Origin of the sequence: Parabacteroides faecis (assembly GCF_014647375.1) — a bacterium.
Taxonomy (GTDB): domain Bacteria; phylum Bacteroidota; class Bacteroidia; order Bacteroidales; family Tannerellaceae; genus Parabacteroides; species Parabacteroides faecis.
In genome coordinates, this window is the sequence record NZ_BMPB01000016.1 from 161,898 (window position 1) to 174,852 (window position 12,955).

General features: G+C 40.0%; 9 protein-coding genes and 1 pseudogene. 9 read left to right on the plus strand and 1 reads right to left on the minus strand.

Annotation, left to right across the window (positions count from 1 at the left end; translation table 11 throughout):
- Positions 1 to 7: 7 nt before the first annotated feature.
- Positions 8 to 619 carry an HU family DNA-binding protein gene (locus IEY67_RS21700; RefSeq protein ID WP_183672366.1) on the minus strand — a complete coding sequence of 204 codons (612 nt, stop codon included), beginning with the start codon at positions 617 to 619 and terminating at the stop codon, positions 8 to 10.
- Between the two features lie 301 nt (positions 620 to 920).
- Here IEY67_RS21700 and IEY67_RS21705 point away from each other — a divergent pair, with 301 nt between their 5' ends.
- The 9 genes and pseudogenes from IEY67_RS21705 (at position 921) to rplW (ending at position 12,953) form a co-directional block, all read left to right on the plus strand.
- Positions 921 to 2,201, plus strand: a complete 1,281-nt coding sequence (locus IEY67_RS21705; RefSeq protein WP_183672367.1) for a VapE domain-containing protein — start codon at positions 921 to 923, stop codon at positions 2,199 to 2,201.
- A 561-nt stretch (positions 2,202 to 2,762) separates the two neighbouring features.
- The gene (locus tag IEY67_RS21710) at positions 2,763 to 7,445 is read left to right on the plus strand and encodes a DUF6383 domain-containing protein (RefSeq protein WP_183672368.1); all 4,683 of its coding nucleotides are present in this window, start codon (positions 2,763 to 2,765) and stop codon (positions 7,443 to 7,445) included.
- A gap of 458 nt (positions 7,446 to 7,903) precedes the next feature.
- Positions 7,904 to 8,279: pseudogene (rpsL, locus tag IEY67_RS21715) on the plus strand (30S ribosomal protein S12).
- Positions 8,280 to 8,432: 153 nt separating this feature from the next.
- The gene (gene rpsG, locus IEY67_RS21720; protein WP_028730651.1) at positions 8,433 to 8,909 is read left to right on the plus strand and encodes a 30S ribosomal protein S7; all 477 of its coding nucleotides are present in this window, start codon (positions 8,433 to 8,435) and stop codon (positions 8,907 to 8,909) included.
- A 20-nt stretch (positions 8,910 to 8,929) separates the two neighbouring features.
- Positions 8,930 to 11,053 (plus strand): elongation factor G, encoded by a 2,124-nt coding sequence (fusA, locus tag IEY67_RS21725; protein ID WP_183672369.1) that lies wholly within the window; start codon positions 8,930 to 8,932, stop codon positions 11,051 to 11,053.
- A gap of 21 nt (positions 11,054 to 11,074) precedes the next feature.
- Positions 11,075 to 11,380 (plus strand): 30S ribosomal protein S10, encoded by a 306-nt coding sequence (gene rpsJ / locus IEY67_RS21730; protein WP_005634728.1) that lies wholly within the window; start codon positions 11,075 to 11,077, stop codon positions 11,378 to 11,380.
- A 21-nt stretch (positions 11,381 to 11,401) separates the two neighbouring features.
- Positions 11,402 to 12,019 carry a 50S ribosomal protein L3 gene (gene rplC / locus IEY67_RS21735; protein WP_183672370.1) on the plus strand — a complete coding sequence of 206 codons (618 nt, stop codon included), beginning with the start codon at positions 11,402 to 11,404 and terminating at the stop codon, positions 12,017 to 12,019.
- Positions 12,019 to 12,648 carry a 50S ribosomal protein L4 gene (gene rplD, locus IEY67_RS21740; protein WP_183672371.1) on the plus strand — a complete coding sequence of 210 codons (630 nt, stop codon included), beginning with the start codon at positions 12,019 to 12,021 and terminating at the stop codon, positions 12,646 to 12,648. The genes rplC and rplD overlap by 1 nt, the downstream gene beginning before the upstream one ends.
- 11 nt (positions 12,649 to 12,659) lie before the next feature.
- On the plus strand, positions 12,660 to 12,953 hold the full coding sequence (gene rplW / locus IEY67_RS21745; protein WP_122357131.1) for a 50S ribosomal protein L23: 294 nt from the start codon (positions 12,660 to 12,662) through the stop codon (positions 12,951 to 12,953).
- The last annotated feature ends 2 nt before the right edge of the window (positions 12,954 to 12,955 follow it).

Sequence of the window (12,955 nt, forward strand, 5' to 3'; positions counted from 1 at the left end):
ATTTGCCTTATTTTCTGTAATTTCCCGGTACCGGAGCATAAACCGGGAATTTGTGTAGCCCTTCTTTCTTCAATTTCCCCTCTTTTACCAATTCGGCCAGGCGGCGATTGGCTGTCCCTTTTGTGAATCCGCAGAGTTGCTGGAATTCCTGACGGGCGATCGATTCGTGAGTAGAGTAATAGCGGGTCAATAATTCGTCTATCTCTGCTGCCGAGCGGTTCTTCGAATGCTTTTTATAGACCGCCCTGACGAACCGGGTGGTGCTCAATTCTTTTTTCAACCCTATTTCCGGACGAAACGCCACCGACTTGAACTGGATGGATTCGGCGCGTATCTCCTTTGGATCTTTTATCGCAGGACATTGCAGAGTCATTTCAAGATACCCCAGTCCCTTGATATGTATCCTGTTCCCTTCTTTCAGGTTACGAATAATCATTTTACTTAGCATGGTTATTGTTGCTTCCACATCACCGGTGGTCAGGCTGCTGGCATCGTGTATTTCTTCTGCAAGCATATCTGAGTCGACTGTGCCTCTCGGCACGATACGGGCGTGCAAGCGCGGTTTTCGATTGCTTCCTTTCGGTATGGGATTTTTGTAGAAGTCGTATTCTGCTGACATATTCTTACTGTATTAATGAATAATTCCTGTCTGAATGCTTACTTATTTATCGTTTGACAATTATAAAGCGATCTTTTCACAATTGTAGATCGATTATTCGATAACTGTAAAACTTTCGTCCTACAATTGTCGAACGCTTACTGTTTCCTTACAAAAGTAACAGTTCTATATGACTTCTGCAATACTTGTTACCGACTTTTCCGGTAGATGAGATTGTAAGAAAATAGTTGCCTGTAAATTTGTAAAACCTTGATATACGGTAGTATATTCGTGGAAAACAACTAAATTAATCTATATGTATATGCTGAAAAAAATGATTGAAAAATGGTATCGTCTGTTCATTGGACGGATGCTTGCCGGGAAAAATGATGTGGCGGAAACTGTGTCGGAGAAAATATCTTCAAAGCAGCTTACTACACCCCTTAAGAAAGACGGTTCTATGCAAAAAGGGACCGGCATGATGGTCTGTATGGAGCAGTTTTTGGAAGAACAGTATGATTTTCGTTTCAACATGCTGACGGAAGAGACGGAATACAGGAAGCGGAACGTTCCTTCGGTTGGTTTCCACCCTGTTGGACAGCGCGAATTAAACAGTTTCTGTATCGAAGCGCGAAAAAACGGAATCGATTGCTGGGACAGGGATGTGTCGCGCTATGTGTTATCGGATAGTATTTCTGAATATCATCCGTTCCGTTTGTTTATGGAAGAATTGCCGGAATGGGACGGGACAGACCGGGTCATACCTTTGGCACGCCGGGTCTCATCGGACGGGTTGTGGGTGAGAGGGTTTCGCCGTTGGTTGCTGGGGATAGCGGCACAATGGCTGGGAACAGACCGCTTGCATTCGAACAGCGTTTCGCCGGTGTTGGTCAGCCGCGTGCAAGGTCGGCAAAAGTCTACTTTTTGTAAATTATTATTGCCCGGTGAGTTGAAACGATATTATACGGATTGTTTCGATTTGACGGCTCAATCTGCAGCCGAACGTAAACTGACTGAGTTCGGTTTGATCAATATGGATGAGTTCGATAAATTCACTTCCCGTAAGATGGCTTTGTTGAAGAATCTGATGCAGGTGGTCGATCCGTGTATTCGTAAGGCACATCAGAAAAGTTACCGTTCCTTGCCTCGCGTCGCTTCTTTTATTGCTACATCCAACCAGAAAGAGCTACTGACCGACCCAACCGGTAGCCGGCGTTTCCTTTGTGTGGAGATAGAACATAAAATTGATTGTTCTGCCATTGATTATCGCCAACTTTATGCGCAACTGAAAGCAGAGTTGGCAGCAGGTGAACGCTATTGGTTCACTTCCGAAGAGGAGGCGGAGATCATGACGGCCAATGAGGCGTTTTATAAGCATCCGGTGGAAGAGGAGGTGTTCAAATCTTGTTTCCGTCCTGCCGGATATGGCGAGAAGGCGTTGATGTTATCTGCCGCGGAGATTTTCCTGCGATTGAAAAAGCACAATCCGGCAGCGATGCGTTCAGTATCGGCAGGTAATTTCGGAAAGCTTCTTTCTTCCCTGGGAATTGAACGGAAACATACTGAAAACGGTAATTTGTATCTGGTGGTAGCACAGGGGTAAAAGGCGTTTTTGGGGGTGAAAAAAGATAAATTAACATTTCTCCTCAAAAAGAGAGGAAATGCTCTTTGACGGAGAGCAAAACGGTATTAATCCATCTTTCAGTTTTACGAGCTGACAATCAGTGTGATAAGTTGGCTGAAACCTGAAAGGTGGATTGTGTTATTATATATGTACACGTACATTAATCTATATCTATACTTCAATTTAACATTTGGGGGGATTTAAAAAAATGCGAAAGTAATAATCTGATATCCAGAATATAAGTGCAGAAAAAATGATGAAAAGTGATGACTGAATTAAACGTCCCTTTTTTCTCGTCAACAAAAGTAATCATTCCTTTCAAATCTACAATCCTTTTTGAGTAAAAATTATCTTTCCTATATTCTTTCTTATCAGTTAGATAACAATCCTAGTACAAAAAAGCGGTTTTTTATTACGAAGTCAAAATGGACTCTAAAAAATGACGAGAAAAAAGGGACGTTTAATCTAGTCATTAACATTTGAGCGTCCGACAGAATACAGAACATTACGAACATTAGTATTAATATTAAATTTAGAATTATGAACAAAAAGTTTTCTACGCTTGTAGGATGTCTTTTGCTGGGAACTGCGTTCTCGGTAAATGCACAAGATCTTCCTAAATGGTATGATAAGACTCAGGCTGATTTTGCATGGCCTAAAGAGGCTGATTTTGCCGTTAAGGGAAAAGTTCCAGGTTTTATTTTGAATAAGGATAACGTTAAAACCGCTGGAGATGCGCGTTATCAATTTAGCAATACTTTGAACAGTCTTGTTCCTGGTATTTCTGTCGCTTTTGATACGGATAGTAAGAATGGTGTTGCAGAAGCGAATGTTGTTGCAGGTACGAAATTGGAAGAAGGAGCAGCAGGATGGGAAAAAATCACACCTGTTTACGGTTCTTTTGACGGAGGTTTGGGTATTATCCCGGGTATGCAGAATAATGGTGAAGTATTTCTGACTCTTAACACACAAGGATTATCTAACCCGACAAGCATTGAATTTGATATTTATGCTGCTAAAGTTAAAGAAGGTAAGACTCCCAACCGTAATATTAAATGGAAAATTACGGCAAAGTCTTATGCTTTGAATGGGGCAGGTGATGCTGCAGATCTGAATATTGCGGCTGTAACAGCATCTGGACAGCAGCTTGATGCAACATCTTCTATAGAATATACTGCAAACAATGCTGGTATTTTGGCCGGATCTAAATATACCATCCGTTTGAATGAAAATGCAAATGGTGGTAAAAACAGTTTGGCTAATAAAGTGATCGTATTCCAAATTACTAATGAAAAAGCATCGGAAGCTGATAATAATGAAGCACAGGATAAAAATGAACCTGTAACAGTTGTTAAAGGTTTGAATTTTACTTATCAGCGTCCTGAAGTATTGTTCTCTACAACAGGTAAAATTGAAGAGTATGTGACTCCGGCTGTTTTTGCAGAAGAACTTAATGCCGGTGCCGGTTATGAAGTTTCTGATAAATTGTATACTCGTATTGAGTATTTTAACCCAGCTGAAAATATAGACCTTACTACTGATAACTTAGAATTGGATTTATTATCTGTTTATAAGTTGTCGATAGCTTATCCGTTTACCTTGGATGAAACTAAGTTGCCTGCAGGGCATCTTTTAACTTCTGAAACAAAAGATGGCGTAACTACTTACTGGATTAAAATAGACAATAGTAAGCTGACTGCTGGTGGTAAATCTGACGGTTTGTTCACACTGGATAAAACGTATGACGGAAAGGATGGTAATAAGAAGTATATCACAGCTGCATTCGATATCAAATTTGCTCCGAAGCAAGTGAAAGATTTTGATGCTTCTAAATATATCAATGCTGAAATTGTGGCTCGTGATGCATCTTTAGCTGAAGCTCAGTTGGATGGTACATCTGTTCCTTCGTTTATCATCAAGCCTTCGACAATGGCATTTGATGAATATGATCAGACAAAAGAAGCAGGTTTGGAAGTGAAGAACTTACCTAAATTTACTAATGATGTAGATTGGATCGCTAATCTGACAAATAACAGCGGAAAACCGTTACAGCCAAAATGTGAAGCTGTTGGCTTTTATGCTTATGATAAGGATGGTAAATTGATCGATATAAATAAGGATGGAAAGTCTGACGCAAATGATTTTGTAAAAAATGACCAGTTTGACGAAACATTCTTGACTAATTCCGGAAATTTGAATACTGAAAAGTATAAGACAATTACGCTTGCTGTTAAATACGAAAGAGGAAACGTCTCAACAGACTTGGAACAATCCATTGATTTCCAGGAAGTGTTTGGCTTGAATAGAGCGTTGAAATTCGAAGGCAACATTGATGCAAACGATTACACCGGTAAAGATTTGGTTGATAAGGATGTTAAAAAGAATTTGGGTGCTATCTATCCGAATGATCTGAATGTGACAGGCAACAACCAATATGTATGGTTTACTTACGGATCTAACGGTTCGGTTGCTGAAGCTATGCAGTTACCTGATGGTAAAGTATTGAATGAAGGTGATTTAAAGGGTCATTACGAACGTTATTTCTATGCACCGTTTGAAGCGAATGCTCCGGAAAGTGCACGTACTTCTCGTGTAGATACTATTTTCATTCATGCTAGTGAACTGATTCCGACAGTTGATAATAAAGCAATCGTGAAGTTTGCTATCGATCAGGAAGACAATGCAGCCTCTAATGATTTCCGTTATAAGGCTTCCGATTCTTATGGTATTGATGTCGCTTACTTTAAGAACCCTGTTACCGGTGCCAAGATTGCAGCCAATGAAAACTTCCGTGGCGGTGCTTATACCGATACTTTATATTTTGAAATTGACCTGAACAATGTGGCTATGGTTAAAGCTGTTAAAGAAAAAGGTCTCGAAATCAATATGAAGTATGTTGCTGATACAGAAGAATGGGCAGGTGCTGACTATAATGGTGGCGAAACTCAAATCTTTAAAGTGATAACAGCTGACGCAAAAGGTCATAATGTTTTGCCGGTAAAAGGTCTGACCGATCGTGGCGTTGTTACGAATATTTATGCTCAGAACTATAAGGATTGGTATAAATTCCAGAAATGGGAAGATGGACCGGGTAGTGATGAGGTTTATGGCGAACAGTTCCCGAACGATTTCGGTACTTCTTATATCAATACTTGCATCAGCGGTGATAGCGCATCATTTGTGATCGCTGGTATTAACGTGATCGATACAGTAAAGGTTTCTACATTATCTAATCAGAATACCTCATTTGTTTATACACAGGATGAAGCTTCTGAAGCTTATGGTACTTTCAGTGTAGATAAAAAGAATCATCTGATGACGATCGTTCCTAACGAATATGGTGAAATTTATGCTAAAATCAATGTTAAGTTTGCTCCGTCAGCCAATGATAAAGCCCTCGATACGTTGATTTACGAACCCAGACACAAAGCTAATGTGCTGAGAAAGTTCATTTACGAAGATCTGAAATTCGGTATTGGAAAACGTAGTGCTCATAAGGATACTAAATTCTATGGTATGGGCGATTTGATTTACCTTGTTAAGGATACGTTGTTCAATACACGTGATGTAATGGGTAAAAATATTAAAGTTAGTGAAAACTATACTGGAAATTTAGGTGATGACGTAGAAAAAGTCAAAAAATTCGAATCTGGTTTGTTCTACGATGCAGGCTATACTTATCAGGCAGATTCTTTGTTCTCTGTTATCCATGGTGATGCTAAGAAGCCGGTTCTGTTCTTTACGGATGAGAATGGTGCAGTTATCAATACAGCTAAAAAACCAATGCAAATGGGTGAGATTGTTTTTGGTACAACTGCAGAAAAAACAATTAATATTGTAGGTCGTGAACTTCCGTTTGAAGATCTTGTTTGGCCGGTAGATGAAACAAATAGTTCGACTATCTTCTTCACAAATAGTAATCAGGATATTTATCCTGTAAAAGATGCTAAATATCGTATCAAAGATTTGATGACAGTTCTTGGTGGTGATGTAACTATTCCTGTTACGATCAAGGCTAAACCGTCCGCTACCGCTCCTTGTGATACATTGACATCGCTGACTGTAAACGTTCCGGTACTTTGCTCTGTAGACAGTACAATCAATGTTTCATTCAAAACCGTGTTGGTTGGTCCGGAATTGAACGCATTCAAGCCAGGTGATATTCAGGGTGATCGTGCTAATCTGACATGGAAGCCCGGATTTAAACAAGGTGAGGTTGAACATGAAGTTGTAGTGGGACTTGTTAAATATAATAAGAAGTCTTCTTCTATTTTTATTTCAGAAGTGTATGCTCATAATGGAACGTTGGCTGTTGAATTGTTCAATGGTACGGCTAGTAAATTGAATAAAGATATATTCGATATCTCTTCTCCTAACTATTATTTGGTTTTGGAAGAATCTGGTAAAGTGATTGAAACCAGACCAATTGTTTCACAATATGATATAGTTGAACCTTATGGAGCAATTGCAGAATGGTTTAATTATGACTTTAAGTCTAATACATTGTATACTGTTACTTTGAAACAAGGTAATATCACAATGGATGTATTCCAGTTCTCTACTCCGTCCACTCATATGGGTAGACGTGATGATCTGATTGCTGCTGGTCAGGAAGTGACAGAAAAGACAGATCCTTACAGAGCAGAAAAATATGATCAGGCACAGTGGACTAACGTTAATATCTGGAATATGGGACTTGAATCAGGACAGATCGGATTTGCTGAAACTGTAGCTTATAATGAAACATCTAAACATGCAACAGCATTTGTTGCTTCATGGGACGTTGCTAAATCAAGTATGTCTGGTCTTTATGATGGTACCTTGATTAAAGGACTTCATAATAATATCACTTATGATGTTTGGGTAATTCCGGCATTGACAACAGGTATGGATTGTGTAAGTCGTGTAATTCCGACGAAAGGTGTTATTGCTACCAGCGATTCTAAACTGAATGGCGGTAATGTTATTGCAGATATTACATTTGATATTCCGACTGCAAACGAAGATATCAATTCCAGTGTAACTGCTATATCTGTAGTTGGTGATAACGGAAAGGTTATTGTCCGTAATGCAGCAGGTAAGTCTGTCTCAGTTTATGATGTATTAGGAAAATCAGTTGTTAAAACAGTTATTTCTTCTAACGAAGTTGAATTTAATGCTCCGAAGGGTGTTGTAGTTGTAGCTGTTGAAGGTGAACCAGCTGTTAAAGCAATTGTAAAATAAGAATAATAGAAAATTAAAGGGTAGGATTCCTGCCCTTTAACTAAAAGATATTTATAATCAAAAATAAACTGTGCAGTAGGGACTGTTGCGCTTTGCATATAATCCCGGCTAAGTATTCCGTGATGGGTGAATAAGCAGTTTTAATACTAAAGTAATAAAATAAAGTTCTTCTGTTAGTATCTTTGTGAAGAGAGAAGGCAGACACAAGACAAACCCCGTTGGTTTTAAGCCAGCGGGGCTTTGTTGTTAAATAATAATAAATAGTTTGAATTCACCTGTTCTATAACAGAAACAAACGGGAACTATTATGTAACTTTGCACCGTTTTTAGCGCAAGTTATGTAGAAAAACACCCGTAACTCGTTGGTTATACGGAAATAATGCGTATCTTTGCAGCCTGAAATAGAAAAAAGAGATAAATATAATTATAACACATTCAAAGTTTAAAAAGAAAAAGAAATGCCTACAATTCAGCAATTAGTTAGAAAAGGAAGGGAAACTTTGGTGGTAAAAGGTAAATCACCTGCATTGGATGCTTGTCCTCAGAGACGTGGCGTTTGTGTACGTGTTTACACTACAACACCGAAAAAGCCTAACTCTGCAATGCGTAAAGTAGCGAGAGTTCGTTTGACAAATGGTAAAGAAGTAAACTCTTACATTCCGGGAAATCGTATTAGTACGTGGTGGTCGTGTAAAGGACCTTCCTGGTGTACGTTATCACATTGTACGTGGTACCTTGGATACAGCTGGCGTTAACGGTCGTACTCAGCGTCGTTCTAAATACGGTGCAAAACGTCCTAAAGCAGGTGCTGCTCCAGCAAAAGGAAAGAAGTAAAAATCACCCTTTCAAACTGAGAATTTAAATTAAGTATTAAAGCTGGTTTGAGTTATTTGGATAGGCTATAAGGTTGAGTAAATGGTTCAGCGGAACCGTTGAAGACAAAATTAAAAAGGCAACCAAAGACAAAAACGAAATTTTTGAAACAAAATGAGAAAAGCAAAACCAAAGAAAAGACAGATCCTCCCGGATCCTGTTTTCGGTGATGTAAAGGTTACGAGATTCGTTAACCATTTAATGTATGATGGCAAGAAAAATACTGCCTTCGAAATTTTCTATTCCGCTCTGGAAAACGTTAAGGCTAAATTGCCTAACGAAGAAAAGTCTGCTCTCGAAATTTGGAAAGCTGCACTCGACAATATTACTCCTCAAGTCGAAGTGAAGTCACGCCGTGTAGGTGGTGCTACTTTCCAGGTACCTACTGAAATTCGCCCCGATCGTAAAGAATCAATTTCTATGAAGAACCTTATTATCTTCTCACGTAAGAGAGGTGGTAAGACGATGTCTGACAAGCTGTCTGCAGAGATTGTAGATGCTTTCAACAACCAGGGTGGCGCATTCAAAAGAAAAGAAGATATGCATCGTATGGCTGAAGCTAACCGTGCATTCGCTCACTTCAGATTTTAATTTAGCATAAAGGATATACAATGGCAAACGATAAACAATTAACGTTTACAAGAAACATCGGTATCATGGCGCACATCGATGCAGGTAAGACTACGACTTCTGAGCGTATTCTTTTCTACACAGGTTTGACGCATAAGATCGGTGAAACACATGATGGTACTGCTACCATGGACTGGATGGCTCAGGAGCAGGAACGTGGTATTACAATTACTTCCGCTGCTACAACTACATTCTGGAATTACTTGGGTAACAAGTATAAGATCAATCTGATCGATACTCCGGGACACGTTGACTTTACAGTAGAGGTTGAACGTTCTCTTCGTGTACTGGACGGTGCTGTTGCTACTTTTTGTGCAGTGGGTGGTGTTGAACCCCAGTCTGAAACCGTATGGCGTCAGGCTGATAAATATAATGTACCTCGTATCGGTTACGTGAACAAAATGGACCGTTCAGGTGCGAACTACTACGAAGTGATCCGTCAGATGAAGGATGTACTGGGCGCTCGTCCATGTCCTATCCAGATTCCTATCGGTGCTGAAGAAACTTTCAAAGGTGTAGTAGACTTGGTTAAAATGAAAGCTATTTTCTGGCATGACGAATCAATGGGTGCTGAATATAGCGTAGAAGAAATCCCTGCTGATCTGCAAGCTGAAGCTGAAGAATGGCGTGATAAGATGTTGGAGGCTCTGGCAGAATGCGATGACGCTTTGATGGAAAAATATTTTGATGATCCTTCTACTATAACTGAAGAAGAAATCAATGTAGCGATCCGCAAAGGAACATTGGCTATGCAGATCAATCCGATGACTTGTGGTTCTTCTTTCAAGAATAAGGGTGTTCAGACTCTGTTGGATGCAGTTTGTGCATATCTGCCGTCTCCGGAAGATACTCCTGCTATCGAAGGTACAGATCCTAGTGATCCTGAAAAAGTGATTATCCGCAAGCCGTTGTTCGAAGAACCGATGACAGCTTTGGCATTTAAGATCGCAACAGACCCGTATGTAGGTCGTCTGTGCTTCTTCCGTGTATATGCAGGTGCTATCAATGCCGGTTCTTATGTATTGAATACCCGCTCTGGTAAAAAAGAACGTATCTCTCGTTTGTTCCAGATGCACTCAAACAAACAGAACCCGATGGAAATGATCGGTTGTGGTGATATTGGTGCAGGTGTTGGTTTCAAAGATATTCGTACAGGTGATACGCTGTGTGACGAAAATCATCCGATCACACTGGAATCTATGGACTTCCCGGATCCGGTTATCGGTATCGCTGTAGAGCCTAAGACTCAGAAAGACATGGATAAACTGGGTATGGGATTGGCTAAATTGGCTGAAGAAGACCCGACATTCCGTGTACAGACTAACGAAGATACAGGTCAGACTGTTATTAGCGGTATGGGTGAGCTTCACCTGGATATTATCGTTGACCGTCTGCGCCGCGAATTTAAGGTTGAATGTAATCAGGGTAAACCTCAGGTTACTTACAAAGAAGCTATCACTAAATCTGTTGAACTTCGTGAAGTTTATAAGAAACAGTCTGGTGGTCGTGGTAAATTTGCTGATATCATCGTTCGCGTTGAGCCGGCTGACGAAAGCTTCGAAGGAACTCTGCAGTTCATCGACGAAGTAAAAGGTGGTAACATTCCTAAGGAATTTATCCCGTCAGTACAGAAAGGTTTTGAAAAAGCTATGAAGAACGGTATCCTTGCCGGTTATCCGTTGGATAAACTGAAAGTGACTTTGATCGATGGTTCATTCCACCCGGTTGACTCTGACCAGTTGTCTTTCGAGATCGCAGGTATCCAGGCATTCAAGAGTGCTTCTGAAAAAGCAGGTCCTGCTTTGATGGAACCGATCATGCAGATGGAAGTTGTTACTCCGGAAGAAAGTATGGGTGATGTTATCGGTGACTTGAACAAACGTCGCGGCCAGGTAGAAGGTATGGAAACAAGCCGTACCGGTGCACGTGTAGTGAAAGCTAAAGTACCTCTGGCTGAAACATTCGGTTATGTAACAGCTCTTCGTACTATCACTTCAGGTCGTGCAACATCTTCAATGCAGTTCTCTCACTATGCTCAGGTATCCTCTTCTATTGCTAAGCAGGTACTGACAGAAGTACAGGGTCGTGCTGATTTGATCAAATAATTTAGAAACATATATAACAATATGAGCCAAAAGATCAGAATTAAATTAAAGTCTTACGATTATTCTCTGGTAGACAAGTCTGCCGAGAAGATCGTGAAGACGGTAAAGGCTACAGGTGCTGTTGTTAGCGGACCGATTCCCCTGCCTACACACAAACGTATCTTTACTGTGAACCGCTCTACTTTCGTTAATAAGAAATCTCGTGAGCAGTTCGAACTATCATCTTATAAAAGATTGATAGATATCTATAGCTCAACTGCAAAAACAGTTGACGCATTGATGAAGCTGGAATTACCCAGCGGTGTTGAAGTAGAAATTAAAGTGTGAGTTATTTAAAAATTAAGTGAAATGCCAGGATTATTAGGAAAAAAAATCGGAATGACATCCGTTTTCAGTGCCGAGGGAAAGAATCTTCCATGCACTGTTATCGAAGTGGGTCCTTGTGTTGTTACACAGATCAAGACTTTGGAGAAAGATGGCTATGAAGCTGTACAGTTGGGTTTCGAAGACAAAAAAGAGAAACACACAACGCAGCCGGAAATGGGTCACTTCAAAAAAGCCGGTGTAACTCCCAAGAGATACTTGGCCGAGTTCAAGAATTTTGAAACTGCATACAATCTGGGTGACGTGATCACTGTGGATTATCTGGAAGATGCAGGTTTTGTTGATGTAGTAGGTACATCAAAAGGTAAAGGTTTCCAGGGTGTAGTAAAACGTCATGGTTTCGGTGGTGTAGGTCAGACTACTCACGGTCAGCATAACCGTTTGCGTGCTCCCGGTGGTATCGGTGCTTGTTCTTACCCTGCAAAGGTATTCAAGGGCATGCGTATGGCCGGACAGATGGGTAATGAACGTGTAACAGTTCAGAACCTGGAAGTGATCAAGGTAATGCCGGAACATAATCTTTTATTGGTTAAAGGATCTGTTCCAGGAGCAAAAGGTTCAATCTTATTAATTGAAAAGTAATGGAACTGAGCGTATTTAATATTAAAGGTGAAGATACCGGAAGAAAGGTAACTTTGAACGATGCTATCTTCGGCATTGAACCAAATGATCATGCCATTTACCTGGATGTAAAACAGTATTTGGCTAACCAGCGTCAGGGTACTCACAAATCGAAAGAAAGAAGTGAGATCTCTGGTAGTACACGCAAACTGATCCGTCAGAAAGGTGGTGGTGGAGCCCGTCGTGGTGATATCAACTCTCCAGTATTGGTTGGTGGTGCTCGCGTTTTCGGTCCGAAACCGAGAGATTATGAGTTCAAATTGAACAAGAAGGTAAAGGGTCTGGCTCGTAAGTCTGCATTGGCTTATAAAGCTAAAAATAATGCAATTGTAGTTATTGAGGATTTCGCTCTGGAAGCTCCGAAAACTAAAGAATTTGTAACAATTGCTAAAAACCTGAAAGTGGCTGATAAAAAGTTACTTATGGTTTTACCGGAGAAAAATAATTTTGTATATTTGTCGGCTCGTAATTTAGAAAAGACAAGTGTTATAACAGCCTCTGAATTAAACACATACAAAGTGCTTGATGCAGCTAATTTGGTTTTGACTGAGAGCTCTATTGCTGTTATAGAAAAACTTTTTAATGCATAAGGAGTAAAGAAATGGGAATTATCATTAAACCTATAGTAACAGAGAAGCAAACAGCGATTACAGAAAAAATGGCTAATCGCTATGGTTTTCGTGTTTCTCCTGATGCCAACAAGTTGGAGATCAAAAAAGCTGTACAGGATATGTATAATGTAACCGTAGTTGATGTTAACACCATCAACTACTCTGGCAAGCAGAAAAGCCGTTATACAAAATCAGGTATTATCAATGGTAAACAGTCAGCTTTTAAGAAGGCAATCGTAACGTTGAAAGAAGGAGAAACAATTGATTTCTTTAGTAATATCTAAAA

Coding starts and splice junctions, on each gene's coding strand:
- IEY67_RS21700 (WP_183672366.1), bottom strand. CDS start 619: ATGTCAGCAGAATACGACTTCTACAAAAATCCCATACCGAAAGGAAGC.
- IEY67_RS21705 (WP_183672367.1), top strand. CDS start 921: ATGCTGAAAAAAATGATTGAAAAATGGTATCGTCTGTTCATTGGACGG.
- IEY67_RS21710 (WP_183672368.1), top strand. CDS start 2,763: ATGAACAAAAAGTTTTCTACGCTTGTAGGATGTCTTTTGCTGGGAACT.
- rpsG (WP_028730651.1), top strand. CDS start 8,433: ATGAGAAAAGCAAAACCAAAGAAAAGACAGATCCTCCCGGATCCTGTT.
- fusA (WP_183672369.1), top strand. CDS start 8,930: ATGGCAAACGATAAACAATTAACGTTTACAAGAAACATCGGTATCATG.
- rpsJ (WP_005634728.1), top strand. CDS start 11,075: ATGAGCCAAAAGATCAGAATTAAATTAAAGTCTTACGATTATTCTCTG.
- rplC (WP_183672370.1), top strand. CDS start 11,402: ATGCCAGGATTATTAGGAAAAAAAATCGGAATGACATCCGTTTTCAGT.
- rplD (WP_183672371.1), top strand. CDS start 12,019: ATGGAACTGAGCGTATTTAATATTAAAGGTGAAGATACCGGAAGAAAG.
- rplW (WP_122357131.1), top strand. CDS start 12,660: ATGGGAATTATCATTAAACCTATAGTAACAGAGAAGCAAACAGCGATT.